Raw genomic sequence first — 26,399 nt, forward strand, 5'->3', positions numbered from 1 at the left:
GTTTTCACATCTATCCAGGCATAGACTGACTAGGTGTTGGGACATCAGAAGATGAGCCTGAGCCAGAAGATTGACCACTCCCGCTGTTAGAACTGCTGGATGTTTCGTCATACTTTGTTTGGCTACCAAGATCTGGCGTACTTGTATTAGTATTCGAGTCTGGTGGCGGGCTCAGTTGTGATGAAGTATCACTACTGCTGCTACTGCTACTGTTACTACTGTCTGTAGGCGGTGATGAGGACTGACTGTCGCTGCCACTGCTGCTACTGTCTGTAGGCGGTGATGAGGACTGACTGTCGCTGCCACTGCTGCTACTGTCTGTAGGCGGTGATGAAGACTGGCTGTCGCTGCCACTGCTGCTACTGTCTGTAGGCGGTGATGAAGACTGGCTATCGCTGCCACTGCTGCTACTGTCTGTAGGCGGTGATGAAGACTGGCTATCGCTGCCACTGCTGCTACTGTCTGTAGGCGGTGATGAAGACTGACTGTCGCTGCCACTGCTTGTTGTAGGCGGTGATGAAGACTGGCTGTCGCTGCCACTGCTTGTTGTAGGCGGTGATGAAGACTGGCTGCCGCTGCTGCTTGACGAAGTAGGTGTGGGGGTAGTACTACTAGAACTGGAACTCGAACTGGAATTGGATTGTTGCGTTGAGGAGTTGGGATTTGGTTTGGGTTGCTCTGATTCAGCCAGTTTATTTTTAATCCCTTCCACTGCCTTATCAACCAGAAAACTGGCACCAGCTGATATTTTGCCACCCACCCAGTAAAAAGGCTTGTTGATACCGCCTTGCCATTGCTCGACCAGCTTCATATACCTTTCAATCATTTCCATTTGCGGATCTTTTTTGTCATCATCCTTCTTTTGTCCTTCCGCAGGCTTATTTTCAGCACCAGGCTGAGGAGCATTTGAGCCAAATTGCTTGCCGATATTATCGGCTAATTTGCCTAACCCTTTTTTAGCAAGTCCTCCGATTACACTACCTACTTTCCCAAGCGTACTTTGTTGAGGAGCTGGCTCAACAGTCTGCTCATCCGTTGGTTTTGGTTTCGGCTTCGGTGTTGGTGTCTGTGATTTGGGTTTTGGAGTTTCTGCCATGTTAATTTACCATATCTGTTGATATCTAAATTATAGTACCTCATCAAGATTTTGTCCGAGGTTACTTTTCCAATTTTACTGTTCAGGGATATATTTTTTATTGTTATATAATATAATAAAACAAATGAATCAATTAAATACAATATGATTCATCAATTTACAAAAAATTTACTAATTAAAACCATATCTGTAACTCTCAGGACTTACGAAAAACCCCAAGGTCAAGACAAAAAATGTTTTTAGTGAGGGAGTTTAGATAAACTAAATGACCGAATTAAAAACATTTTTTAACATAGAGATTGGGGTTTTTCGTAAGTCCTGACTCTATAAACTAACTGTAATTATTAATCTCGATTTCTATTTAATTAAACTTTAGATAATTTCCATTAAAACAGTGTCTTTATATATTTTGCAAAAGACTATTGCCCCGAATAAGACAAAAAGATTTACACTTTAAAGTTCTTATATGACAAAGAAAAATAGCACAGTACTTATACTAAAATAAACTGATACAATTATAACTTTTACATTTTTATATTTGGTAATACACTTTCTTTTGGAAAGCCTATTCACCCCAAATTAAACCAATTACTATAGCAACCATACATGGCATGACAATGAAAAATGAATATTCTATGAAAATCAATGATTTTCGGTATATGCGCCGCGGCAAACATCTCAGCGAACTGCAGTCGGAGGAAGCAAATCTCCTTGCTCCAGTCAATCAGCGTGGTAAAGGCACAGAACGAGCTTTACTGGTATTGCATGGTTTCTCTTCTTCACCGGCAGTTTACCGATATCTGATTCCTAATTTAAAAAATTATGATGCCATCCTTTGTCCTGTATTGGCTGGTCACGCCGAAAGTATAGAAGCCTTTTCAAAATCCAAAGCAGCTGATTGGCTTCAATCAGCAAAAAGCGCCTGTGAACTCTTAATAAATCAGTATCAAAAAGTTGATGTTTTAGGATTATCCCTGGGAGGATTATTAGCCTGTCAATTAAGTCAATCCTATGCTATCAATCACCTGTTTCTATTAGCCCCCGCATTAAAATTACACATGCGCATCAACGCCATGCTGAAATTAGCCCAGATTCTTAAGTGCCTCGGATTTCGACAACTTCGCAACGCTGCAGGGAATATTATCACCGATGAGCATGCCGAAATCGCTTATAGAAAACTTCCCATTTCCACAATCATTGAAATGCTAACCTTGGCTCAGGGATATGAATGGCTCCCCCCAACTTGCCCGGCCGATCTTTTTCTTGGAATTCATGATCAAGTGGTTGCTTCTCAACAAGTAGAACAATTATTTTGTAATTTACCTAATGTCAAAATACATTGGCTAAAAAATTCCGCGCATGTACTGCCGCTAGACAACGATCTGAATGAGATTATTGATTGTATTAATAAAAGCAAATGAATGGAAATAAAAAATTGCCATGATTGATTTGTAACCAATCAAACAACCTCTTCTTTAGACTTGCAAGCGTTATAGCGATTTAGATATTGAATAAGAAAAAAAATCATTGTATTTTAACGGCTCATTTTGTTCTTTGGAAATTAAACATGTTTTTTTATAATGCCTCATTAAAAAATGATGAATTAAATGCATCAAAAATTGCTGTTCTCGTTACAGGATTAGCCTCATTATTACTCATTGGAAATTATAGTGATGAAGAGTCCTACGAGGATGTCTCTCCCTCTTTCCTTAGTCGGATGATGGAAGATACTCCTAATTATCCATTTACATCCGATGAGGAAGGATTTGAAGTCAACATAGGGATTCCGTTTCAACTCTAATTTATAGCAAGCTAAATTCACCAAGGGTTTACCCTTATGAATTTAGCTCTTTTATCCTGAATCAATGCTAGGGAAACTGCTTATTGTATCTATCAAAATCTTTTAAATCAGATTGGCCCCATTCACGCATATCCAGCACTGAGCCATTAAATGCCATGAAATCAGCCCTGGTTTTTGATAAGTTATAATAGTAAATATCACTGGCATCAGTAGCAAGGCTGCTTTGATGATTCACAGCTGAAATTTCTGCTACGGATTTATCATGGGTTTTCACAAAACTACGTTGAGCTCGTAAATATTTCCCCTTAAATTGAGCAAAATCCCACAATTCAACATCCAGTCGATTCACAATTCCAGCCAATTGAATTTTGGCCGCCTTTTTTGCTCTAATGGTTAAAGTATCGCTTTTTATCCAATACAAACTTAACGTGCCTTTTCCATACATATCAAGCTGTCTTAGATTGACAAAACCAGATATCAGTACTTTGGGATCTCCTTTCAATACGATTTGCAAATTCCTGCTGGATACACCATTGATTTGTGTCACGCCATTACCGACTGCCTCGAGTTTTTGCAACCCAATGTTTCCTGCCAGTCTGGTGGTACCTTCGTTCGCTAAATACAAGTCCAAGTAGCTGGTCCGTAAATTATTCCCTGTCACAACCCCAGCGCCCTCATAGCGAAACCGGTTGAGGAATTTGGTTTTAATATCCACAGTCACAGCACCATAATCCGGGTATCCCTGGCCCAAAGACACATAGAGTGTATTTTGTTTTACTATCGTTCTTACTTGAACCAAATCTCTGGGATCACCGCGTAACATGACCTCTGGCTTATTATACCCGGTATGCAAATTAACATTCAGTCGTCCCTGAACTACGATTTGATTGAACGATGACACTTGGCGAAACTGCCGTGTACTGCTGGTACCTTGTTTTTTAACTTCCGCTGGAGGTGTTTGCGGTTTATGATGGGCGCAGCTTGCCAATACAAACATAAGTAAAATCAATAAGTAGCACCGCTTTAGCATAATCTGTATTCCTATATCAATAATCTCTCTACATTAGAGGAAGTTTTGACAATGTGCAAGGCAGTCTCCTATAAGGAAGCAATGCCATATTATTTTAAAAAAGTTTTGTGAACGAGCCATCTCCTCCACTTGAATACCTATAACCATTTTTCATTACTAAAATCAGAAATGGTGACATTGCTATTACAATAATCATGGTGTTGTGAGTGGCTGGCTTTATCAACCAAAGACTCTAGAGACTCTTTAAAAGGTATGAGAGCAGGTAATTGGACATAAATATCCACCAAGATCCCATTCTTGCAACTTAAAGTCACTTTACCTGTATTGTTTTCCCCGAAAGATCTTTTAATCAATTCACGCAAAGTAGTCAATTTTACAGTATCACCACGATGAGCGGTAAGATATTGACCGAACTCTGTATTATTAACTTCTGTAGTCAAGCGCATAGCCAAACTAAAATAACCATCCGTGCTTAAATCCTGACAGCTCCCATGTTTGTTCCATTCATGGCGCTCCAGACAACTGCCATAATTGTAACTCGGCATAAGTTTCTTTAAATTTTGAGCAACATCAGAAGATAAATCCAATGGAGAATAATCACAATGGTTTGTTCGAGGGCTTATTCCACAATAGCCATAATTATGGCCGCATGCTTCTTGATTAGGCCATAATCCATGCAGGATCAGATGATTGGCCTGATAAACTGTCTTTGTTAATTTCAAACACTCTGGTTTGCCTATTTCATATCCATAAGTTTCACAAAAACCTGGCTGTGAACTTAAAGCCAACACATAAGAATCAGCCATCCCGGGAGAAAGATCACAGCTCGCTTTGGGACGCTCAGTGTATTCAATGACCCCGCAATCAACACTCACCCAGCGCAGATTAGGTTGATGATCTGAAAATTGTATACGCAACCAATCCGGTTTGGTTTTATTAATTTCTTTTAATTGATATTTCTGGTTGGGCTCAACCATCAAATTATCAGGATTTGATTTACGATTCTTGGAAAGGTAAGCAGGGCATGATTTTGTTGCTTCGAAAGTACCATTGACGAGAATTGAGGCATTAACAGTGAAAGAACAAAAAAGCAAAAGCAGGGTGATTGGTTTTATCATTACGACATCCTGGCTTGTCTTTGGTAAGCCCATTATACCCTAGTCGGATATGAATGCCAGCAATTATTTTTTCATGAAATTGATTAATAAGGATTTTTTCAATACAACTACATTCCGAATAAAAGAATACTATGATATAGAGGTAGGTACTGGAGAAAATAAATGACCCAACAAGATCCTGTAGTGATTAAATCCAAGGGAGACCAGGCTTTAGAGAAGGGGGATTTGCCTCTTGCCTTAACACTGTATGATGAAGCATTAGCGATAAACCCACAATTTTCCGGAGCCTATTATCAAAAAGGAACCGTTTTACTTCGCATGGGTAAAACAATACAAGCAGCAGCCATGTACTGGCAAGCTTATTTATTCAGCGAATTCAAAACTGACATAGGATTAATGACAGCAAAAACTCTGGCGCATGCTAATTATTCTTTGTCAGCCTGCAAGCTTTTTGAATCATTTAAAATTGAAGAAATGGACGGTGAAAGCCTCGCCTATTACCTCTATGCTCTAAGGCAACAAGGAAGGGTACAAGAAGCGTATTCCTTGTTCCCTTATGTAAACCAATTCAATATCCCCAAAACAAGTTGGGCAAGAGCCATTATTTTGCTTGACCTTAATAAAGTAGAGGAAGCGCGCTTCTTACTTGAACCACTTGAAAAAACGGATAAAGATGGACACATCACCATTTTACTGCATGCGGTATATCTGGCTTTAAATGATAAAAAAGCAGTAAAATCTCTTTTAGACAGAGCAATTCAACGCATACCCAATAATGATTATTTTTGCTGCCAGCGAATTGCAATAGACATACTCAATGGTTTAAACAAGACACCGATAGAAACGTATCGCGCATTCAAACGCTTTGATCTCATTGATGCAGCTGATTATCTTCATAAACATGCTGACAAACATTTGCGACATAGTGGAACAACTTATCAAACATTTGATTTATTAGCACCACAGGTTCTTTCTGAAGGCTTAATACTGGAATTTGGAGTGCGATTTGGCTATTCCATTTCCCATATTGCCAAACTCTTTCCCAAACGCAAAATTTTCGGTTTTGACAGTTTTCAAGGGTTACCTGAAGATTGGCACCACGAAAAGGCTGGCTCTTATTCCACCTATGGTAAAATTCCCTCCGTAGCAAGTAATGTGACTTTAATCGCTGGATGGTTTAATGAAACTTTGCCAGATTTTAAAAAAAATAACAGGGAACCCATAGCTTTTATGAATATCGATTGTGATCTCTATTCTTCCACAAAATTGGTGTTCAACGAATTAAACCCCCAGATTGCACCAGGTACTATCATAGTATTCGATGAGTACATTGGTAATATCAATTGGCGCCAGGATGAATTTAAAGCTTTCCAAGAATGGGTAAAAGAAAATAAAGTGGAATATCGTTATCTTACTGCCAGCTTTTATACCAAACAGGTCTCGGTACAAATTCTTAAGAGAAAGTGAAAAATAATTGAAAAAATTAATGCAATTTATTGGCATTAAAAAACCACCTTCCTCTTCGTTTTTTTAGACAAAGAGGAAGGTAATTCAGTGAATACGGGATTATATAGCAGTTACTTCTTCTGCTTGCAAACCTTTCGCTCCCTTAGTAACAAGGAACTCCACTCGTTGTCCCTCTAGCAAAGTTTTGCGCCCAGCGTTGCTAACGATAGAGCGGAAGTGTACAAATACATCGTCTTGACCATTATCACGACTAATGAAGCCATAACCTTTATCATCATTAAACCACTTAACGTGGCCAGTTTCTTTCACAGACATTTCAAAGTTCCAAATAAAATTAAACAAACACTTGTAATGAGCGATAAGAGAAAAAATACAATGTAATCATCGATGAGAAATTCACGACCAAGGGAAATATAAGGAAGGAGTTTGTCGAAAAACAAGATTTTAACCAATAATGCTCGTAGAACAAGTAATTATATTATAATATACTATTCTACAAATAGCGAGCATTATGTACAATATCTTCGATAAATGTACCACTTTTATCTTACCGTCTATGGCCTGTTACTGTGCTCATCCGACACCCTGGGCTCACCCAACGAAGCGAGTGGCGGTTTCGTTGGCGATGTAAAAAACTGCCAGGCCCTATTCATATTTTTCCAGCTGAAATCCTCTTCATACCTCACAGTGGGAGCATACCATTCCGTCATGGCATCGGTTGCCTTATTTGCCACACAGGCTACGTCTTCAAAACTTCCCAGAGCATAAGAGCCCAAATACATAGTATTCGTGCGCTGTTGCTCTTTATCCAATTGCAATCGCAAATCCCAGGGAAGAGTCGACATATAATCTTCCCAGATTTTATCCTTTACAACCGTAACTTCAGTTACATCCGGGATAGACTCTAATTCTTTTCTTAGCGCTTCATGATCAAATTTAAATTCATTATTATTGGGAGATAAATTCACATAAACCGTGCATAACCGTCCATCTTCCGGATTACTCCTGTTATCCCTGGTTGTAATAAGCGCCAAATGCCCAAAGCCCCTTTCCTCAAGTGCTTTTGTGAAAAAATACTGTTGCGGCGGCAATCCTTTGATTTTATAAACAGCAACAGGATAGCGATAATAATCCAGACTCTCTATACAATTGTTTTCAACTTCAGTTAAGTCTAAACCCAGAGATTTCCAGTTTTTTGGTGAAGTCGCCAAAACCAAAGTATCGGCTGTTTCTGTTTGCTCGATACCATTATGCACATAAGTCACAGTCACCTTATTTTTTTCTCTCTTAATCCTGGAAACAGAAGCACTGGTACGCACATCAAATTGTTCCGCGATTCTCTCCATTAAAAGCTGAAAACCGCCATGTATTGCTAATAGTGAGGGCCTGCCAATTAATTGATCGGCTAAGAGGATGTCCGGCATGGTGACCTTGCCCATATACTCAAGAACACAATAAGCCGGACAAAAGTTTAAATCCCCGTAACCAAATCCAGGCACAAATGGCTTTAAAAGGACAGGTAAATAAGACATGTTGTTCAGCTTACAATATTCAGAAAAGGGGTTTAACAATTGATCTGGAAGTGCTTTTTTATTTTGTTTTGCCTTTTTATAAACATCATAATCACTATTAAAAGCCCATAATTCTCTAAGCAACTTCATTTCCATGCTTATTTTTTCTAACGAACTGGCTTTTTCAAATAATTGCTTGATTTCTATCGTTTCAGAAGCTGTTGGCATTACCTTTTCAAATTCAATGCCGTGCTCAGCTAATGCATCAAGAACAACACCATAGTTGGGAGCAACCAATGCGGCTCCCCATTCCGTTTTTAACTCAGGATGAGCTGCATCCGAGTAGGTGTGGCATTTGCCGCCCACTACGGGTTCACGTTCAAGGAATATACATTCTACTGTCTTATTTTGTAATTTTGCTATTTCCTTTAATTGGCGTGCAGCGAATAAGCCGCTCGGGCCTGCCCCTATAAAAATGACTTTGGATGGTAAGGTCTTCATTGAAATCCTCTTTGGTGAAATCCATTTACAACTTACCTTTATTAAATACAACTACTCAAACTGGAACTATTTACTGCCTACGCAAAATGCCCTGAAGTTGAAAAAATATATAGTGACTTGATTTTTAAAAACCGCGTTAAGCAGCAGTACGTAGAGAATCGATTATTTAAAATTCAAGTGACTATAGCTATAAAAAAACAATCACTTATTATTAATTTTATGAAAAGCTACAGTTAACTTAACACAAGGTTCGATAAATGAAAACTTACAAAAAATCAGCATCAAGGAATTGATGCAGGCGTGATATTTTTTGGCAGCACAGACTGTAATTCATGAGCCAACTCCAATAAGAGCAAATCATTGCCTTTTGCTGAACCCATTTGCACAGAGACAGGCAAATGATGGTGGAACATAACTGGTACAGTCATAGCGGGTAAGCCACCTTGATTAAACAGGGAAGTAAAAGGTGAAAACTCTTTCTTTTTTTGTAGATACTTATTGAATTCCTCATCAGTGCGCAAATGACCGATTAACAGGGGTAATTGAGCCAATGCAGGAGTTAATACAATGTCTGTTTTTTCCAATAATTGATGCAGAGGTCTTAGTGATTGATATAGTTTGTTTTTGGCAATAATGAATTCATAAGCGGAGACCATTTTTCCTCTGTAATAAAATTCCCATGTTATGGGTTCCAATTCATGAATCATTGGTTTTCTGCCACTGATTTGTTCTTGAGTTTTTATTTTCGCATACGTGCTCGCTGCAATTAAAGTATGGGCGCATGAACTGATAACTTGCAGATCCAATGGCAAGTGCACTTCATTTAATCTGTGACCTGAATTTTTCAGGATTTCTTTTATTTTCTCTACCGCCTCCTGGCATTCCCTTGCAATTGGTACCTCTGCAAAAGCGCCTGTCAACTCGGTAATAAGTAATTTTTTTTTCTTTCTCGATAGTCTGTTAAGTCGCATGGGGTTTATTACATTTTTAAACAATGCAATAGCATCACTCATGGAACGAGTTAGTATAAAACTGGTAGCCATCCCGGACCATGCTTCATCAACCAATGGCCCTGAGGGAACCAGACCTGGTGTCGGTTTGAATCCAAACAAACCACAACAAGCCGCTGGAATACGAATCGACCCGCCTCCATCGCTTGCCGTAGCCACAGGCGCTATCCCTGCCATTATGGCAGCAGCAGAACCACCAGAAGATCCGCCTGCCGTTCTCATAGTATCAAAAGGATTTCTGCAAGGCCCAAATAAATTAGAGTCAGTAACGCAGGAAAGGCCTAATTCTGAAGTATTTGTTTTTGCAAATGGTACAAAACCAAGAGCAATCAATTTATTAATCAAATCACTGTTTGTCTCAGCCAGATTATTTGAAAAAAACCTTGACCCTTCCGTTAGTCGAATGCCCTCTATGGCATGGCCCAGATCCTTGACTAATAACGGAACACCATAATAGGGCTCGTTACCTTTCATTTTAGCAAGGCATTGATGCGCATATTCAAAACAATCTGTAACTACGGCATTTAATGAAGGATTCACTTGATATAGGCGTTCTTGCGCACACCGCAAAACTTCCTCAGCACCAACCTGATGGTTTTTGATCAGTTCAGCAAGCTCCTGCACATCATAGTGGATATACTCATTAACATGCATACTCAATTCCTACAATAGCCAGAGAGCTTTATAAAGAGAGAACATTACTCTTTACAAGGTTATCTATAACATTATAGCTGTTGTTATCATAGTCGCCTGAGCCAGCTTAGCCAAATTATGACGGCATACAATCTGGCAGTAGTCCCGTGATTACAGAAAAAAGAGGATAAATAAGTTGTCCATATTGACAGTAAAGGAATAACTGGCAAAAACCACCGCTTAAACAGATTTAATTTCTAAAATGGATTAATAGGAGGTAAATTACTGTTTTTTCGCTTTTTCACAGATTCGTTACGTTTTACCGCTTGCACAGCCCGCAATAATTCATCCCCGCGCCATAATGTTTTTTCCTGACTTCGGTACAAGACTTGCGAAAGCAGATGCAATTGTTTCCTTAAATGCGCGTCTCTTACCAATTGCGCCAAGTCAGTTAAATTAAGCATTGGAGCATCAGGCCATTGCAAAGAGGCCCATTTTAAAACAGCATCACGAGCTTTTTTGGGATTACATTGACTACAAGCTTTATTTAAAGCATCCAAAGCTTTTTTATACTCCTTTTTACTGGATGACTCTCTCGGTCGCTTTTGCCATATCCATAAGCTTAAAGTGATTAACCAGGCCAAACCAAAAAATATTGCCAACTTCACAGCCCAACCTCCTGATTCATTGGCAACTGATGCAGAATCAGGCGCTAATTGACTGCTGGCAGACATTTCTTTACCTGTGACTTGAGTGTTTGCAGTATTTGCCTTGACCGCAGTAGAAGGGATGATATCTATGCTCCTTGGAGGTAAAACAGCGATTTCTTCTTTACCTGTTTCAGTATTAAACCAGGTAAGACGCAATTCGGGTATTGTCGTTTTGCCTGCTTTGTTGAACAAATAAGTGACCTTGATTTCGACACTGCCAATTAGCTCACCTTGCTTAACCTGATTGCGTTCCGCCCCTTTCTCTGGATAAACGCTAAAGAAATCTGTTTCTTGAAAGGTAAGTGTTGGCAATAACTGAGCTGGAATGCCTATTCCTTCCAATGTCACTGTACGTGTTAACGTACTTCCCTGACTGAGAGTCTGATTACTGTTTTCATATTGCTCGGATAACTTAACCTGTTTTGCTGGCAACCATAATTTGCCTTGATACTTTTTAGGGATTGGCTTGATAGTTAAGTTAATCGCTTTATCCGTCGCTTTGGTGCGTTGGGGGTTATAGTCATATACAAGAGCATTAAAAATCGGTGATATGATTTTCAAAGTGCCACTTTTTTGCGGATATATCGCATAAGTTTGCTCTTCAACAACATAATTAATGTTGTTATGAACAGCATGGTAACGTTTCGCATCCCCTAACGGAATCAGCAAGGCATCATCAACTTTTGGACCTTGATAATCGGCATCTAACAATCGTTTGCTATTGTATAATTTGACCGTATAAATAATTTGTTGGTTAACATAGGGGTTTTTCTCATTCACTTCAGCTGTCAGGAAAACGTCCTGCTTTTGTATAGCCTCATCTGGCAAAGCTTGTGTATTGGCACTACCCTGGACATTGATAGTGATTGGCAGACTTTGTTCAAGACCTACTTTTATTGGAGGAATAGTAAAAATACCTGGCTTTAGCGCTCTCAAGAGTACAATCCATTGACTTTGTGATTGCGCCTGCCCATTAATAATGGAATAGTTTACATGCCTTTCTGTACCCAAAATCACAAAATCCTTTTGCAATTCAGTCAGATCGGGAACTCCGCCCCCCTGTTGATCTTCTTGAGTAATGGATAATTTAAAGGTTTCTCCCATTGTGACTTGCGAAGGCTCAAGTTCAACTTTGATTTCTGCAAAAGATAATGATGAAAATAAACTCAATAAACCCCATAACATTAATTTCTTCATTGATACCACCCACGCTCTCTACGTAAATGATCACGTAAAAATTTTTCTCTCATTAATCCACCCGGATCATCAGGTATTAATCGCAACCATTGTTCTTTAGCAAGTTGTTTCTCCTGATTCGCTTCGGACTGAATTTCTCCCTCTTGCTTGTCATTTTTTTTATTTTGAACTTTATTCTGTTGTGCCTTATTTTGCTTGTCCTGATTTTGCTGATCCTGGTTCTGCTGATCTTTGTTTTGCTTGTCCTGATTTTGCTGATCCTGGTTCTGTTGATCTTTGTTTTGCTTGTCCTGATTTTGTTGATCCTGGTTCTGCTGATTTTTGTTCTGCTTGTCCTGATTTTGCTTGTCCTGGTTCTGTTGATCTTTGTTTTGCTTGTCCTGATTTTGCTGATCCTGGTTCCGTTGATCTTTGTTTTGCTTGTCCTGATTTTGCTGATCCTGGTTCTGTTGATCTTTGTTTTGCTTGTCCTGATTTTGTTGATCCTGGTTCTGTTGATCCTTATCCTGCTGATTCTGGCTTTTTTTCTTTTCTTTATCTTTCTTCAACAATTCACTGATTAATTTTCGATTATATAAAGCATCCTGATTATTTGGATTAAATGCCAAGGCTTTGTCATATGCTCGTATTGCTTCCTCATATTTCCCTAAGTGTGCTAGAGCATTTCCCTGATTATAGTAGCCTTGTTCCGTTTTTAACTCATTGAATAATTTGGCTGCCTGTTCATAATCTCCTGCTCTGTATGCTGCGCTTGCAGCCCAGTCATTGCGCTCAAAAAGATCTTTAGCTTTTGCAAATTGTCCCTTTTCCATCAAATGTTGAGCTTGTTGATTGGGAGTAAACCATAAATCAGACCAACTAAATGCCTTAAGTTGATTGGATATTAGTGCAGCTGCCACAATAGTTAAAACCCGCCACATCATATCGTCACCCTTTGCATCCAACCTCGCTGAAATACGGGTAATAATAAAAGCAATGCGGGAATCAAGAACCAGCGGCCTTCATCACGCCATAATGGGATATCTTCATTTTTTTCAAGAGCAAATTTTTCTTTGCCTTGAGAGGCGTTCAACCACTTTTCCAAATCACTTGAATCTGGTGAGTATACCAACAAGTATCCATCTCCCGCATTGGCGAAGCGCTGAAACAAGGGGTTCAAATTTTCATCAGCTCTGATTGGCATAATTGAAGAAAAAATACCTGATTCTGCCAGCTTTTTAGCTTTTTCAATAGCGCTAGAGGACGGTGTTTCAGCGGTTAAAACTAAAATTTCGCCATGGTCATAACCCGCTTGCTTAATTAATTGGCTTGCTTCATCCAAGGCACTGTCTAAATTATATCCTGCAACGGGCATGATATCAGGGGTCAAGGCTGACAATAAGGAAGAGATAGTTTGACCATCGTCTGTTAAAGGAGATACAACAAAAGGTTCGCCTGTGAAAACAATCAAACCAAACTGCCCTATATCCTTGCGGGTAAATAAATCATGCAATTTGAATTTAGCCCGACTAAGACGATTTGGCGATAAATCCCCAAGCATCATTTTATCTGACATATCCAATAACAAAACCCTTGGCTGAATTGGCTTATAAGTAGATTGAGGCAATTTGTACCAAGTTGGACCAGACACACTCAAAATCATAAATAAAATACTAAAAAACAGGAATGATAAAGATAAGGCACGTTTACTCTGACCTTTACTGTGTAATAAATGTTCCAGAAGATGGGGATCACATACCGCCTCCCAGGCATGTAATTTTGGTTTTTGCCGCCAATAAATTACCACCAACGCAAACAAAGGCACTATCATCAACAAACACCATGGCCTTAAAAAATGAAACTCAGCTATCATGACTTAAGCTCCGCTCTACTTTTAAAAAAGACCTTAAGTACACAAATAAATCCGCCTTGCTAATCAACCAATAAAAGCATAATAACAAAGCAAAGGCAACGAACCAGGGATAATATTCCTTTTGAGGCCGAACAGTTGCCTGTTCTTGCTTCACGGTTTCCAGTTGATTGATGGTTTGGTATATGGATTGTAAAGACTCAGGATCTGTCGCCCTGAAATAACGACCACCTGTCATTTTTGCCATTTTTTCCAATGTCTTTTCATCCAGTTCGGCGGAAAGGGTGGGGGCAAAAAAATCACCAGTTAACGCTCTTGGATCTGCCTCCGAACCTAAGCCTATAGTATAGATTTTGATTCCATCTTGCTTGGCTAACTCTGCTGCTTTTAAGGGGGCTAATACACCTGAGTTGTTTGCTCCGTCCGTCAGCAAAATAATAACTCTTCCTTTGGAAGGAACATCTTGTAACCTTTTGACGGCTAAACCTACTGCATCACCAATCGAAGTAGTTTTACCTGCAAGACCAGCTGTTGCGTCGTCTATCCTCATTAGTACGCTATGTCTGTCATAGGTTAATGGTGTTTGCAAATAAGCTCGAGTACCAAACAGAATCAAACCGATTCTATCTCCGACTCTGTCCTCAACAAATTGCTCTGCAGCCCTTTTCACGACAAGCAAACGACTGACTGGTCGGCCATGCAGTAGCATATCCGTAATTTCCATGCTGCCTGAAAGATCCAATACCATCATGATATTATATCCTTCCCTTGCTACAGGCTTTGGCTCACCAACCCATCGCGGACCAGAAAGGGCGATAACCAGCAATACCCAAACTAAAACAGGAATTAATAGCAGCGTTTTAGCCGAGATTAGCCGGTTCTCTTGTTCAACAATACCTGCCATTGCCTCAAAAAAAGGAACCTTCAATGCAGCAGGTAATTTTACTTTTGCCCGCGGTAACAAATACCAGAGAAACAAAGGGACAGGAATAAGTGACAAAGCCCATGGGGTAGCTAATTCGAACACGGCTTCCCCCTTTGCTTGATCCATTTTTCTGCACGAGTAAATAAAGGATTTAAATTCAGTGCATCTGATGTTTTATAGGGTGAATCCAATAACATCGATTTAACCGGAGTAAAATCAATCCCCTTGCCAGTCTGATTTAAAAATTCAACCCAAGCTTCACCATGCATACTAGCGACTTCTGCTCTTGGATAATAAACCAAGGCAACTCGCTTTAGCAATTCAGAAATATGGGCACTGGCCAATTGAGTGTTTTTATCTTTTTCATACTGTTCTTTGTGGATTTTTAATAAAGTTAAGGCTTGTTTCTTGGGTAATGCGTTAACATGCCTTTTATAAATGAAATAGGCAACCCCTGCCACTAAAACAACGATAAGAACCATTAAGCCATACCACCCTGGCGCAAGAGGCCACCAGCCAACAGGCTCAGGCAAATGAATGTCTCGTAATTGAGCTAATGGTTCTGTTTTAGCCACGAGACCTCCGGGGAAAGGTCAAGCGCACCAGTGGAGTGAGATTGGTATCAGCAGTCACCTGGACATACTGAATTTGCAACCGCTTAAATTGATCATTTAACTGCTCAATTCTCTGCTGGCAATAGAGCTGATAAGCTGTGCTAACAGTTTCCAGGCCAGTGTCTAATATGATTTCCTGTTTACCATCGCTAATGGCATATTGTTGCGGTTTTGGAGGAGCCAGTTCAATTCTGTCACAAACATGATAGGCCAGTATGTCATTATGGCCTCGTAAACGATTTAAATGCTTCTCACACTCAACATCCATAGAATAAAAATCGCTTATCAAAACAAGTATACTTCCAGGCCGAATAACCCGACGCAGCCTCATTAAGGCATCACTTAACATACGTGGCTTTTCTTCTCGCTGAACCTCTGTTTGAGTGGTATATCGACTTAAAGAAGCCAATAAAGGGAGTACGCCCGAATCTCGTCCTCGCGGAATAAACTCACTGTGTTCTGTAGCTGAAAAAAAGAATCCTCCTACCCGATCTCCTTGTTTTATCACTGTCCATGCTAAAAGAGAAGCCAATCGTGCAGCTACCACTGACTTAAATGCTATCTTGGTACCGAAAATCATGGAAGGGTTAAAATCTACAAGCAGAACCACTGGCCTTTCCCGCTCCTCCTGATAAATTTTGACATGAGGCCTTCCAGTACGCGCAGTAACGCGCCATTCCATATGACGAATTTCATCACCAGCCTGATAATTCCTTACTTCCGCAAAATCCATTCCCCGTCCACGAAACTTGGAAATATGGTTTCCAGAACGCAACGCTCTTCCTTGCGGCTTATAATGAACGGAATGAACATACCGTCTTAAATCGATTAATTCGCTTAATTCAGCTACAACTCCGTCAGTCATAAAAAACCTCTAAGGGATGGCGACTAAACGTAATAAAGAGTCTATAAAGTCATCGCTGCTAATGCCTTCTGCTTCTGCTTCAAAACTTAACAAAATCCTGTGGCGCAGTACATCATGAGCGATAACGTGTATATCATCGGGAGTCACATAATCTCTACCTGCAAGCCAGGCATGAGCCTTGGAACAACGGTCCAGTGCGATAGTAGCGCGTGGGCTTGCCCCAAAACGCAACCAGCGTCCCAATTCGTCACTGTATACTCCGGGATTACGGGTAGCAACTACCAACTGAACCAGATAATTTTCAAGTGCTTCACTGGTATGTACTTTCAATACTTGTTTTCGAGCTTCAAATAAAGTTTTTTGGGACAATTTCGTCACTTTGATTTGATTTTCTGTTGCATTACCCAGTGCTTCTTTACGTGCCAAAGTTAAAATGTCATGTTCTACTTTTGCATCAGGGTAACTAATTTTCACATACATTAAAAATCTGTCCAATTGGGCTTCTGGTAAAGGATAAGTTCCTTCTTGTTCTATAGGATTTTGAGTTGCCATGACCAGAAACAATTCTGGCAGAGGATAAGTTTTTCCTCCAATAGTGACTTGCCTTTCTGCCATCGCTTCAAGCAGGGCTGACTGTACTTTGGCAGGGGCGCGGTTGATCTCATCAGCCAGGATAAGATGATGAAATATAGGGCCGGGCTGAAAGACAAAAGAACCATTTTGCGGATGGTAGACGTCCGTACCAGTTAAGTCCCCAGGTAGCAGATCGGGGGTGAATTGAATCCGATGAAAATCACCTTCAACTACGTCTGACAATTCTTTAACGGCTCTGGTTTTTGCTAAACCCGGAGCTCCTTCAACCAACAAATGGCCATCTGCAAGCAAAGCGATCAACAGACGAGAGATCAAATCCTTTTGACCCAAAATACGCGAATTAAGATGACGACTTAACTGTAGTATTTTTTGTTGCACATTATCTGCGACTTTATCGTCTAGTTGCTCCATAACAATTACCCTTTTAAAAAAATAATATCCTAACTTGAATCCATTGGGATGCCAAGTAGAATGAGTCTATTTTGGATAAAAATAAATCATTTTGATATCTGATTAATGCATCTTGGGCTATGCACAACATAAGGAAACTTAAGCAAAGACACTTAACAGGGCGCTAATTCAGCCGGTTACTCCTGATAGTCACTTTGCAACTCCAGAGGCATCATCGACTGCACTCTCTCATACAATGAAATAATTTCCTCACAAAAAACATGCAATTGTTGCTGATTTTCCCAAAGGTCGTAATCTACTCCTTTATTAAACACTTGCTGTCTTGATAAAGTTTTTAAAAGAAAAATATCATTGCTGGATAAACCAAGATGACTATTCAACTCAACCAATTCCATCAGATTTTTATATTCCTTTATTGGTCTATGATCATGCAAACAATAAGCTTTGAAGGTTAGCTGAAAAGCAACGTACATGAGTGAAGTGATTGGAGAAAAAACTGCGATGGTTTCCCCACCTCGATACATTCCATTGGCAATTTGCTGCAACATATAATCTGCTGTATAGGCGTGTTGCGTAGCAATGCCTAGCAGCTCCAAAGGTGACAAATACCTCCTGTCCATATGGAAGCCTCTCCCTTTTTTCTGGTTCTTCATGATGAATCATGTTAAAATAAAAAGCGATTATAGCCTTTAATTCCATTGATGCACACTTTTATTAACAGTCCTCTGCAAATCGGCTCTTTAAAACTCCCTCATCGACTGATTCAAGGACCTTTGGCAGGATACAGTTGCGCCCCTTTCAGAGATCTATTCAATATTTATACACCGCCTGCTTATTGCGTTTCTGAAATGTGTTCTGCCATCGACATTCTTCATAAACATTCCTCTCAATCCCGGTATATTTACAGAGCTCCCACAGAAAAATTCCTGGCTTACCAAATCTCCGGAAATGAGCCACATGTCCTTGCAGAAGCAGCAGCTAAACTGCAATCACTGGGTGCGGATCTAATTGATATTAATTGCGGCTGCCCTAAAAGCAAAATTCGTAAAAAAGGGGCTGGTAGCGCTTTATTGGAAGATCCACAAAAATTGATTGCCATTATCTCTAGGGTACGCGCAGCGATCAGCATTCCGCTGACTATTAAAATACGCATTCAAAACAATGAAAAGGATTTAACCTTAGCCAAACAAATAGAGGACGCTGGTGCTCATGCCCTGATAGTGCATGGCAGGCGATGGACAGAAGATTATGATATCCCATGCAATTGGCAGCAAATTGCAAATATCAAGAATGCTGTCAATATACCAGTCATTGTAAATGGTGATATTAACAATATATTCAGTTTAAGAAAGGCCCTGGAAATCAGCGCGTGCGATGGTTTTATGATTTCTCGAGCAGGTACGGGCAAACCCTGGCTATATCGGGATTTATTGAATCTGGAAACAAATGATGTCGCTTTTGATGAGAAATTAAAACTGTTTATGCTCCACCTCGAAGGATTGTCATGCCTTGAAAACGAGTATAAAGCGGTACTGCAAAGCAAGTCCCTGGTTCGCTATTACTTCAAAAAGCAACTGAACGAACAACAACTGCAACAGTTCTATCAATTAGGTTCATTAATGGAAATCAAGGATTTTTTAGCTGAGGCAACTCACCGAGTTTCCCCCATATTAGTTGCCGCCTCATGATATAAGGTCAGGATTTGTATATTATTTCTATAATTTGATAACCATTACATTCCGCTGTTTAGTTCAGCTCACGCTGAAGATTAAAGGGTTATGAGGAGAACTTCCTTGGATTACAAGACTATCTAATCCAAGGATTATGAGTTTTTTAATAGAAGTTATACTTATTCAATTAAACTTATTTTGATAATCGTGCTTGCTCACTAGGCATCCAACTCAAGCCATCCGTTCGCAGGGATTGTGTACGCTCAACTTCTTCTGAGGAAGTTATCCAATTTGGAATATTATCGGAAGTAAAATTAGTCTTCCCAGCCACACAGGCATGCGTTTGCAATACACGTAAAATTTGTGCATCAGGCTGTTTGAGGTTTTCAATATAACGTGTTGGTTCACCAGTAGGTAATAGCGGTAGTATTTCACGAGTTACTGCACAGGGCCCAGAGAACTCCATCACCAAGGGTTTGTATAATAAAGAAAGCTGAGTGCCCAAATATTTCTTAATTAAATTCTCTTTTTCAGATGAGTTTAATCTTGATACGTTATCCATACCATGAACTAAATAAGCCACTAATGCATTTGTTAAGACAATGGTATTACCTTGTTGTAATGCTTCCTGGAATAATGGGGCATCCTCTGGCGCACCAACCATTTCAGCAAATCGCTGTACGCCAATAAATCTTACATAAGAACTCAAATTACTGTGAGCCTGTGTCAATGCTTTTCGTAACATCGGTAGAGACAACTTGTTGTTGTTTTCTTCACAATCTTTCAAAAGCTGATGGTAGCCTGGCATCAGGCCAAGTCTCTTGAGTTCTGGATTACCACTCTTAGAAATCCGCTCTGTAACATGGAGGTAGTTGCCAATCAGCGATTGAGCAATCCGTTTAATGGCAATGCTTCTATCCTTACATTCACCAGTGAAATTGATAATATCCGTATTAAATGCAACATTTTCCATGGGCAAATTAACCCCATCTTTAACCAATGCAGATCCCATATTTAATAGCACAGGATGTCCCGCATAAACCTCTTCAGACTTAATGCTTTTATTACCAGTAAGCATTGGCATATCGGCATCAACGTAGGCTATGGGAACATCTCCTATGACACCTGATATCCATCGCACCAGATCAGAGGCAGCAGCAGGATTCCCTCCTTTACCTTCACGCATCGCCTTTAACTCGGCCTGTGCCAAATTCCATAATTCTAAATCCTCGCCCTGACATTTTAACTCATCAAAATCTAATAATGTAATACCATTCTCTTTTGCCCACTGAACAAAATTAGTATTTTCTTTCTTGGTCAAACAAGCTCGGCTATAAACTAATTTTGTTACTCCTGGTGCATTTTGTTTGGCTCTTTCTTCCAAAATATCCTTAATTTTTTTTGGCATGGCACTGTTAGGATTATTACTAAACCAAATACAAAAAGAATTTTTTGTTGAAAAACTATAGGGATCGTTTAACTGAATAGTTACTCCCAAGTGATTCCTTTTAGATTCATTAAGGATTTCTGTATGGTTCTCTTTAATACGATTCACTATTGGGAGCAATATTTCCTCAAATTTTGAGGGTATTGGCTTTTTATCCCGAATACATTCGTATAACTTTTCAGCTTGCTCACCTGAATAAGTCTCTTGGACTTGAAGTGCCAATAACCTGAAGATGTATTCGACCTGTTTTAGATTTGGTTCATCCATTAAAATTGATTCGCATATTTCTCTGGCATTTTGCTTAAGAAGCTTCACTACAGGTGATTTTCCAAATGTAATTGCAGCGCCAAAGATATTCGGCTTATTATCACTAACCGTATCCTTCTCTGGTGTGATATCAACTCTTTGTTCAGAAGTTAACGGTTGGATATTACTTAATATTTGTTGCTTTTTTATCCATTCTTCTGCTGCCCCAAATCCATATGCCATGTAAGAGGAAAGTCGATTACAAAAATTATCGTTTTCGAATAATTTATTGATTGACTCCTCAGGGAATGGCTTCAACTTACGTTTTAAAACGGTTATAAGTCTGGTTGCTTCATTTTGATTACATCCACCCTCAGTCATCAATTTGAAACGCCAATATTGTTCGCTCATAATATCTCCAAATAGACGCCAATTTGGTTATATTATAAGCAGTAAAGTGGGTTAAAACAAATCACAAAGAACAGTTAATAACCTAAAATGCAGTAGATCCAATGATTCAGGATTTACGAAAAATTTTAGCTTGTCAAACTTCTACCTCCATCTACTTTCAATGTTTGACCAGTGATAAATGAATTTTCAGCCAGAGCAAGAACAGCCTGAGCAATAAAATCGGGTTTGCCATGGCTTTTTAACGGTGTTTTCTCGATAATTTTTTGTTGTGCTTCCGCAGTTAAACTATTGTCATTCTCAGGCCAGGCAATGGCGCCAGGCGCAACGGCATTGACTCTTATTTCTGGTGCTAGCTCACGAGCAAGCGACCTCGTTTGCATCTCCAATGCGGCTTTAGTTTGACAATATACCGAATATCCTTTAAGTGGCTTATCTGCATGAATATCAGTTATGTTAATAATGGAACCCTTGCATGGAGCCAGTAAAGGACAAGCTGCCATACTCAGTAGAAAGGGAGCCTGGACATTCACTGCAAACAGATATTGCCAGTCTGCCTCATTCAATAAATGGCAATCCGTTCGTTTAAAAGCAGAAGCATTATTCACTAGCAAATCCAAACGACCGGCCCAATGTTTCACTTTGGATATGATCTCTTCTGCTGCATCAGGCTCAGTTAATTCTTTTTGCATGACAATGGCGCTATTCGTACGCAACCGATTCAAATCTTTGGCCAGAATATCGGCTTCATGCAAAGCAGAACGACAATGGATGGCTACCTGATATCCAGAGAGATGTAATTTTTTAACAATTGCTGCGCCGATACGTTTAGCGCCTCCAGTCACTAAAGCAACCTTGGCTTCTTGCGTGTTTGTCTGATTCAAGGTACGTTCCCCATATGGTAACAGACTCCTTTCGCAACCTCACTGCAAAAAGTAATCAGCCAGGATGCTCGAATCCTCAAGTATTATTGTGTACACTTCAGTATTTTCTTTGTTTCTCCTCGCACCCTCTTGTTCACAGCGAGTTTAAAAGAAATCTAACGATAGTTTAAGTGATTATGAATTTAAAACAAACTCTAATAAACCAGTTAAAGCTGCAAAAAGAAATCCCTTTTATAGACTTTATGCAGCAAGCACTCTATGCCCCCTATGAAGGCTATTATACTTCAGGACTGCAAAAACTAGGAAAACACGGTGATTTTATCACTGCTCCTGAATTAACCTCCTTGTATGGCAAAACTTTAGCCAACCAATTCCAACAAATTCTTCCCTTGCTGGACTCCCCCGTACTATTCGAGTTTGGGGCCGGAACTGGAAAGCTCTGTATTGATACATTAACTCATTTGGAACAATTACAATGCTTGCCTGAATCGTATTTCATCCTGGAAGTAAGTGCTAACTTACGCCATCGTCAGCAAGAATTGATTCAACAAAAAATCCCGCAATTGGCCGGTTTGATTCACTGGCTGGACAAATGGCCAGAGGCTCCTTTTAATGGAGTGATAATAGCGAATGAAGTACTGGATGCCATGCCAGTTTATCGCTTTATGCAATCTGAAACAGAAATCCTGGAAAGCTATGTCACTCTGGATGAACATGATCAATTAACAGAAATCTTCAAACCAGTACAAAATCAACGACTATTGGCCTATATCAAAAATCGTTTACCACCACTGGATTACCCTTACCTTACCGAGGCTAATTTGTTTCTTGATGATTGGCTGTTAAATTGCAGTCATATGTTGAAAAAAGGGGCTTTGTTTATTATTGATTATGGCTTCCCTCGCCATGAATACTATCATCCTGATCGTAATCAAGGCACGTTAATGTGTCATTATCAACATTATTCTCATCCCAATCCTTTACTTAACCCGGGAGAACAAGATATCACCGCACATGTTGATTTTACTCATGTTGCTGAGGCAGGGCACCAGGCGGGATTTCATATTGCAGGGTATACTAATCAAGCCTCTTTTTTGCTGGCGAACGGTTTGCTAAGCTTAATCCATACTCTTGATGATGAACAGGAACTGTTTGCAGCAAAACAGGCCATTAAACAGTTAACTCAACCGAGTGAAATGGGAGAGCTATTCAAAGTCATTGCGTTAACCAAAGATCTGGAAATTGATTTAAATGGTTTTCTGATAAATGATAAGAGAGTGAATTTATAATTATGAAAAAATATCTGACTACTGTGGAATTACAGAAAGAATCCATGAAGTTTTCTGCCGGGCATACCACCATCTTTTCGGCAACAGAAAGAGAGCCTTTGCATGGTCATATGTATTCTGTTTATTTGGCTCTAACTACCTGGGTAGAAGAAAATGGTATGACTTTTGATTACCGTTATTACAAAGAGCGGATTCATAAATTATGCCGCTACTTAAATCAAACTTTTCTTATGCCACAATTTTCACCTTTTTTAGAATACTCGGAAGATGAAGAATATTATTATTTCATCTTCAATAAGAAAAAAATCCCTTTTCTTAAAGAAGATATCACCTTAATGCCCTTAACCAATATTACCGTGGAAGAGTTATCACGCTGGTTTGTTAATGAACTGATTAAAGAAAAAGAGGAGTTAGATAATCATCGTATCGAAAAAGTAGTAGTCAAAGTGTTTTCCGCGCCCGGCCAATCAGCGAGTCATGAATGGCTTAGAAGTTAAATGAACGATATTTATCAGGTTTGTATCCCCCATACCAATCGAGATTGTTTTGATTACGAAGCCCTGGATTTAACTCCATGCATTGGCGGAAGAGTATGGGTTCCTTTTCGCAATCAAGCCCGAGTGGGCATTGTAATCAATAAAGTTTGTGACCAGCAAACGGGCCATTCGTTAAAGAAAATCACTTCAATAATCGATGAGAAACCTCTCGTTCCTGAAGATCTCTTAGAGCTTTGTCTATGGGTAGGAAGCTATTATCAGTCACCATTATCTGAAGTGATTCCTTTGGTAATACCAAAAAAATATCGCCTGGGTTTACCCTGCTCACTACCTACAGAAGATTTTTATCAATTGAATATACCTGTTGAAAAGGCGAAGACACTCATCTCGAAAAAAGCAAAAAAACAACATGAGTTGATTGATTTTTTAAGCAGGCACCAGAAAGGGATTTCCAAACAGACCCTAAAACAACATGGCTACAACGGAACTCAAATTGCGGCACTACTTGCTTGTCAAGCAATTAACCTGTCACAGCAAGTTACCTTGCCAACCAAAATTCCTGAAAAACTCAGTCCACCGCTAACACTCAATCCTGAACAAGCCGTTGCCGTAGATTCCATTTTCGAACACATCCATCATTACCAATGCTTTTTACTGCAAGGTGTTACCGGGAGTGGTAAGACAGAGGTTTATTTGCATGTCATTGCCAAAATATTGGAGCAAGGCAAACAAGTATTGGTGCTGGTACCAGAAATCGGGTTAACCCCTCAGCTTTTATCTCGTTTTACAGCCCGATTTAACCACCCCATAACCGTATTACATTCCAATTTGAATGAATCAGAAAGGCAAATTGCCTGGCAGCTGGCAAAAGAGAACAAAGTTAAAATGGTGATTGGAACTCGTTCTGCCGTTTTTACCCCTCTACCCAATCTTGGTTTAATTATCATCGATGAAGAGCATGACAGTTCGCTCAAACAAATGGAAGGGGTGCGTTATTCTGCGCGAGATACTGCTTTAATGCGTGCTCATCTTGCCAATATTCCTATCATTCTTGGTACAGCCACTCCCAGTCTGGAAACCATCCACAACTACAAACAAAAAAAATATAATTTATTACGCTTAACGCATAAAGCTGCCTCCACTACACCGTTACACTATCAACTGATTGATTTACGATCGCAAATGGTACAGCATGGCTTGGCTCTCCCAACCCTTAAAATCATAGAAAATCATTTGCTGCAACAAAACCAGGTTCTTGTTTTCATTAACCGACGCGGCTTTGCCCCAGTGTTACTTTGCCATCAATGTGGATGGATGGTTGATTGCAAAGCATGCGATAGCCATTTAACCTTGCATAAACAGGCAGGACAAATGATTTGTCATCATTGTGGATTAACCCAAAGAATACCCTTGTTTTGCAATAACTGCCAAAGTAAGGAATTAATCCCCGTAGGATCTGGCACCCAGAGAATTTATGAGTTTTTAAGCCATCAGTTTCCAGATACGAATGTTTTACGAATTGACCGAGATGAGGTTCGTAAAAAAAATTCTCTAAACAGCCATTTGGACAAAATTAATAAAGGGGAAGCTCAGCTGATCATAGGCACTCAAATGCTAGCCAAGGGACACCATTTCCCCCGTCTATCCCTGGTCGTTGTCGTAGATGCTGATGCAGGCTTTTACAACCAGGATTTCCGGGCTATTGAACATTTGGGGCAATTATTAACTCAAGTATCTGGACGAGCAGGGCGAGCAGAACATCCCGGGCAAGTATTGATTCAAACTTATTTACCTGATCATCCCCTGCTTAATCTACTCATTCAGCATGGGTATGATGAATTTGCGAACGCTTTATTAATTTCAAGACAAGAGGCTGAAATGCCACCTTTTCAGTTTTTAGCGGTCATCAGAGCTCAGGGCAAAACCGTCAACAAGGTGGAGCAATTCCTAAAAGCAACCAAAGATCAAATTCAAGCTCATCCTCTCACGGTACTGGGTCCTGCACCAGCTCCTTTACCACGAAAAGCTAACCAGCATAGGATGCAACTATTAATTAAATCCCCTTCAAGAAAAGTTCTAAAAAGTTCATTGACGCAATTAAGAGAGTGGTTAACAATGAATAAATTAAGTAATGGCATCCGCTGGAATGTGGATGTTGATCCTATGGACTTATCATGACTGAAATAAACAAAATAATACATAAAAAAACTTTTGATATCGCCTGGGGCGATATGGACGCATTAGGACATGTTAACAATGCTCGCTATTTTGACTATTTTCAGGAAGCCCGGATTGATTGGCTCCGGGAGCTTGACATCAAAATGACAGGTCAAACAGGTCCTGTTGTCATTCATGTGGCCTGTACCTTTCTGAAACCAATCGTTTATCCTGCTACTGTAACCATACACAGCAAGGTAAATAGTCTTGGCAATTCCAGCATGATTATGGACCATGATTTGTATCAGGAAGAAACGCTTATGGCACAAGGTGTGAGTAAAATAGTTTGGATTGATTATACCCAAAATAAATCCGTGCCTTTGCCTGATATTATTAGGAATTTAGTGTAGAGCCTATTCGGACAATCGCTCTCTTACGGTCACGGCTCAGTTTTAGTTATAATCCGAGC

24 protein-coding genes are annotated in these 26,399 nt (G+C 39.7%); 8 read left to right on the top strand and 16 right to left on the bottom strand.

The window, feature by feature from the left end:
* Positions 1-10 precede the first annotated feature (10 nt).
* Positions 11-1,096 carry a lpg2844 family Dot/Icm T4SS effector gene (locus LPG_RS14345; RefSeq protein WP_010948531.1) on the bottom strand — a complete coding sequence of 362 codons (1,086 nt, stop codon included), beginning with the start codon at positions 1,094-1,096 and terminating at the stop codon, positions 11-13.
* Between the two features lie 635 nt (positions 1,097-1,731).
* Here LPG_RS14345 and LPG_RS14350 point away from each other — a divergent pair.
* Positions 1,732-2,517: an alpha/beta hydrolase gene (locus LPG_RS14350; RefSeq protein WP_027223810.1), complete on the top strand. Its 786-nt coding sequence runs from the start codon at positions 1,732-1,734 to the stop codon at positions 2,515-2,517.
* Positions 2,518-2,663: 146 nt separating this feature from the next.
* Positions 2,664-2,897 carry a hypothetical protein gene (locus LPG_RS14355; protein WP_010948533.1) on the top strand — a complete coding sequence of 78 codons (234 nt, stop codon included), beginning with the start codon at positions 2,664-2,666 and terminating at the stop codon, positions 2,895-2,897.
* A gap of 67 nt (positions 2,898-2,964) precedes the next feature.
* Here the strand turns inward: LPG_RS14355 and LPG_RS14360 are convergent, their stop codons facing one another.
* The gene (locus LPG_RS14360; RefSeq protein WP_010948534.1) at positions 2,965-3,927 is read right to left on the bottom strand and encodes a GIN domain-containing protein; all 963 of its coding nucleotides are present in this window, start codon (positions 3,925-3,927) and stop codon (positions 2,965-2,967) included.
* A 137-nt stretch (positions 3,928-4,064) separates the two neighbouring features.
* Positions 4,065-5,045: a ribonuclease T2 family protein gene (locus LPG_RS14365; RefSeq protein ID WP_015443921.1), complete on the bottom strand. Its 981-nt coding sequence runs from the start codon at positions 5,043-5,045 to the stop codon at positions 4,065-4,067.
* Positions 5,046-5,207: 162 nt separating this feature from the next.
* Between LPG_RS14365 and LPG_RS14370 the strand changes: the two genes are divergently transcribed.
* Positions 5,208-6,512, top strand: coding sequence for a class I SAM-dependent methyltransferase (locus LPG_RS14370; protein WP_010948536.1), 1,305 nt, complete (start codon positions 5,208-5,210; stop codon positions 6,510-6,512).
* Between the two features lie 99 nt (positions 6,513-6,611).
* Here LPG_RS14370 and LPG_RS14375 read toward each other — a convergent pair whose 3' ends face one another.
* The 11 genes from LPG_RS14375 to LPG_RS14425 all read right to left on the bottom strand — a co-directional run bounded on the left by LPG_RS14375 (position 6,612) and on the right by LPG_RS14425 (position 17,952).
* Positions 6,612-6,827 (bottom strand): cold-shock protein, encoded by a 216-nt coding sequence (locus tag LPG_RS14375; protein WP_010948537.1) that lies wholly within the window; start codon positions 6,825-6,827, stop codon positions 6,612-6,614.
* Between the two features lie 239 nt (positions 6,828-7,066).
* Positions 7,067-8,524 carry an FAD-dependent oxidoreductase gene (locus LPG_RS14380; RefSeq protein WP_015443919.1) on the bottom strand — a complete coding sequence of 486 codons (1,458 nt, stop codon included), beginning with the start codon at positions 8,522-8,524 and terminating at the stop codon, positions 7,067-7,069.
* 281 nt (positions 8,525-8,805) lie between these two features.
* On the bottom strand, positions 8,806-10,188 hold the full coding sequence (locus LPG_RS14385) for an amidase (RefSeq protein WP_015443917.1): 1,383 nt from the start codon (positions 10,186-10,188) through the stop codon (positions 8,806-8,808).
* A gap of 236 nt (positions 10,189-10,424) precedes the next feature.
* Positions 10,425-12,074, bottom strand: coding sequence for a BatD family protein (locus LPG_RS14390; protein ID WP_015443916.1), 1,650 nt, complete (start codon positions 12,072-12,074; stop codon positions 10,425-10,427).
* The gene (locus LPG_RS14395; protein WP_010948541.1) at positions 12,071-12,997 is read right to left on the bottom strand and encodes a tetratricopeptide repeat protein; all 927 of its coding nucleotides are present in this window, start codon (positions 12,995-12,997) and stop codon (positions 12,071-12,073) included. Before LPG_RS14395 ends, LPG_RS14390 begins: the two co-directional genes overlap by 4 nt.
* The gene (locus LPG_RS14400; RefSeq protein ID WP_010948542.1) at positions 12,994-13,926 is read right to left on the bottom strand and encodes a VWA domain-containing protein; all 933 of its coding nucleotides are present in this window, start codon (positions 13,924-13,926) and stop codon (positions 12,994-12,996) included. Before LPG_RS14400 ends, LPG_RS14395 begins: the two co-directional genes overlap by 4 nt.
* Positions 13,916-14,950, bottom strand: a complete 1,035-nt coding sequence (locus LPG_RS14405; protein WP_016357043.1) for a vWA domain-containing protein — start codon at positions 14,948-14,950, stop codon at positions 13,916-13,918. The genes LPG_RS14400 and LPG_RS14405 overlap by 11 nt, the downstream gene beginning before the upstream one ends.
* A complete protein-coding gene (locus LPG_RS14410) occupies positions 14,938-15,423 on the bottom strand; it encodes a DUF4381 domain-containing protein (RefSeq protein WP_015443914.1) in 486 nt (161 codons plus the stop codon). Before LPG_RS14410 ends, LPG_RS14405 begins: the two co-directional genes overlap by 13 nt.
* Complete coding sequence (locus tag LPG_RS14415; protein WP_010948544.1) at positions 15,416-16,327, bottom strand: DUF58 domain-containing protein; 912 nt, start codon at positions 16,325-16,327, stop codon at positions 15,416-15,418. The genes LPG_RS14410 and LPG_RS14415 overlap by 8 nt, the downstream gene beginning before the upstream one ends.
* Before the next feature lie 9 nt (positions 16,328-16,336).
* Positions 16,337-17,332 carry an AAA family ATPase gene (locus LPG_RS14420; RefSeq protein ID WP_010948545.1) on the bottom strand — a complete coding sequence of 332 codons (996 nt, stop codon included), beginning with the start codon at positions 17,330-17,332 and terminating at the stop codon, positions 16,337-16,339.
* Positions 17,333-17,508: 176 nt separating this feature from the next.
* Complete coding sequence (locus LPG_RS14425; protein ID WP_011216694.1) at positions 17,509-17,952, bottom strand: hypothetical protein; 444 nt, start codon at positions 17,950-17,952, stop codon at positions 17,509-17,511.
* Between the two features lie 81 nt (positions 17,953-18,033).
* Between LPG_RS14425 and LPG_RS14430 the strand changes: the two genes are divergently transcribed.
* Positions 18,034-19,020, top strand: a complete 987-nt coding sequence (locus LPG_RS14430; RefSeq protein ID WP_015443913.1) for a tRNA dihydrouridine synthase — start codon at positions 18,034-18,036, stop codon at positions 19,018-19,020.
* A gap of 175 nt (positions 19,021-19,195) precedes the next feature.
* Here LPG_RS14430 and lgt2 read toward each other — a convergent pair whose 3' ends face one another.
* Together lgt2 and LPG_RS14440 are read right to left on the bottom strand one after the other, a co-directional pair.
* Entirely contained in the window at positions 19,196-21,106 is a 1,911-nt protein-coding gene (gene lgt2, locus LPG_RS14435; protein ID WP_010948548.1) for a Dot/Icm type IV secretion system effector glucosyltransferase Lgt2/LegC8, read from the bottom strand.
* 125 nt (positions 21,107-21,231) lie between these two features.
* The gene (locus LPG_RS14440) at positions 21,232-21,987 is read right to left on the bottom strand and encodes a pteridine reductase (protein WP_015443912.1); all 756 of its coding nucleotides are present in this window, start codon (positions 21,985-21,987) and stop codon (positions 21,232-21,234) included.
* A 176-nt stretch (positions 21,988-22,163) separates the two neighbouring features.
* On the opposite strand from LPG_RS14440, the gene LPG_RS14445 reads away from it, so the two are divergent.
* From LPG_RS14445 to LPG_RS14460, 4 genes are read left to right on the top strand one after another with little or no spacing between them, the layout of a single operon-like run.
* Positions 22,164-23,276, top strand: a complete 1,113-nt coding sequence (locus LPG_RS14445) for a class I SAM-dependent methyltransferase (protein ID WP_015443911.1) — start codon at positions 22,164-22,166, stop codon at positions 23,274-23,276.
* A 2-nt stretch (positions 23,277-23,278) separates the two neighbouring features.
* Positions 23,279-23,773: a 6-pyruvoyl trahydropterin synthase family protein gene (locus tag LPG_RS14450; RefSeq protein ID WP_010948551.1), complete on the top strand. Its 495-nt coding sequence runs from the start codon at positions 23,279-23,281 to the stop codon at positions 23,771-23,773.
* Entirely contained in the window at positions 23,774-25,951 is a 2,178-nt protein-coding gene (locus tag LPG_RS14455; protein ID WP_010948552.1) for a primosomal protein N', read from the top strand.
* Complete coding sequence (locus tag LPG_RS14460; RefSeq protein ID WP_010948553.1) at positions 25,948-26,340, top strand: acyl-CoA thioesterase; 393 nt, start codon at positions 25,948-25,950, stop codon at positions 26,338-26,340. The genes LPG_RS14455 and LPG_RS14460 overlap by 4 nt, the downstream gene beginning before the upstream one ends.
* Positions 26,341-26,399 lie beyond the last annotated feature (59 nt).

This window comes from Legionella pneumophila subsp. pneumophila str. Philadelphia 1 (assembly GCF_000008485.1).
Lineage (GTDB): Bacteria > Pseudomonadota > Gammaproteobacteria > Legionellales > Legionellaceae > Legionella > Legionella pneumophila.

What these genes read in the sequence shown, in the direction of transcription:
- LPG_RS14345 (WP_010948531.1), bottom strand. Translation starts at nt 1,096, where the DNA reads ATGGCAGAAACTCCAAAACCCAAATCACAGACACCAACACCGAAGCCG.
- LPG_RS14350 (WP_027223810.1), top strand. Translation starts at nt 1,732, where the DNA reads ATGAAAATCAATGATTTTCGGTATATGCGCCGCGGCAAACATCTCAGC.
- LPG_RS14355 (WP_010948533.1), top strand. Translation starts at nt 2,664, where the DNA reads ATGTTTTTTTATAATGCCTCATTAAAAAATGATGAATTAAATGCATCA.
- LPG_RS14360 (WP_010948534.1), bottom strand. Translation starts at nt 3,927, where the DNA reads ATGCTAAAGCGGTGCTACTTATTGATTTTACTTATGTTTGTATTGGCA.
- LPG_RS14365 (WP_015443921.1), bottom strand. Translation starts at nt 5,045, where the DNA reads ATGATAAAACCAATCACCCTGCTTTTGCTTTTTTGTTCTTTCACTGTT.
- LPG_RS14370 (WP_010948536.1), top strand. Translation starts at nt 5,208, where the DNA reads ATGACCCAACAAGATCCTGTAGTGATTAAATCCAAGGGAGACCAGGCT.
- LPG_RS14375 (WP_010948537.1), bottom strand. Translation starts at nt 6,827, where the DNA reads ATGTCTGTGAAAGAAACTGGCCACGTTAAGTGGTTTAATGATGATAAA.
- LPG_RS14380 (WP_015443919.1), bottom strand. Translation starts at nt 8,524, where the DNA reads ATGAAGACCTTACCATCCAAAGTCATTTTTATAGGGGCAGGCCCGAGC.
- LPG_RS14385 (WP_015443917.1), bottom strand. Translation starts at nt 10,188, where the DNA reads ATGCATGTTAATGAGTATATCCACTATGATGTGCAGGAGCTTGCTGAA.
- LPG_RS14390 (WP_015443916.1), bottom strand. Translation starts at nt 12,074, where the DNA reads ATGAAGAAATTAATGTTATGGGGTTTATTGAGTTTATTTTCATCATTA.
- LPG_RS14395 (WP_010948541.1), bottom strand. Translation starts at nt 12,997, where the DNA reads ATGATGTGGCGGGTTTTAACTATTGTGGCAGCTGCACTAATATCCAAT.
- LPG_RS14400 (WP_010948542.1), bottom strand. Translation starts at nt 13,926, where the DNA reads ATGATAGCTGAGTTTCATTTTTTAAGGCCATGGTGTTTGTTGATGATA.
- LPG_RS14415 (WP_010948544.1), bottom strand. Translation starts at nt 16,327, where the DNA reads ATGACTGACGGAGTTGTAGCTGAATTAAGCGAATTAATCGATTTAAGA.
- LPG_RS14420 (WP_010948545.1), bottom strand. Translation starts at nt 17,332, where the DNA reads ATGGAGCAACTAGACGATAAAGTCGCAGATAATGTGCAACAAAAAATA.
- LPG_RS14425 (WP_011216694.1), bottom strand. Translation starts at nt 17,952, where the DNA reads ATGGACAGGAGGTATTTGTCACCTTTGGAGCTGCTAGGCATTGCTACG.
- LPG_RS14430 (WP_015443913.1), top strand. Translation starts at nt 18,034, where the DNA reads ATGCACACTTTTATTAACAGTCCTCTGCAAATCGGCTCTTTAAAACTC.
- lgt2 (WP_010948548.1), bottom strand. Translation starts at nt 21,106, where the DNA reads ATGAGCGAACAATATTGGCGTTTCAAATTGATGACTGAGGGTGGATGT.
- LPG_RS14445 (WP_015443911.1), top strand. Translation starts at nt 22,164, where the DNA reads ATGAATTTAAAACAAACTCTAATAAACCAGTTAAAGCTGCAAAAAGAA.
- LPG_RS14450 (WP_010948551.1), top strand. Translation starts at nt 23,279, where the DNA reads ATGAAAAAATATCTGACTACTGTGGAATTACAGAAAGAATCCATGAAG.
- LPG_RS14455 (WP_010948552.1), top strand. Translation starts at nt 23,774, where the DNA reads ATGAACGATATTTATCAGGTTTGTATCCCCCATACCAATCGAGATTGT.
- LPG_RS14460 (WP_010948553.1), top strand. Translation starts at nt 25,948, where the DNA reads ATGACTGAAATAAACAAAATAATACATAAAAAAACTTTTGATATCGCC.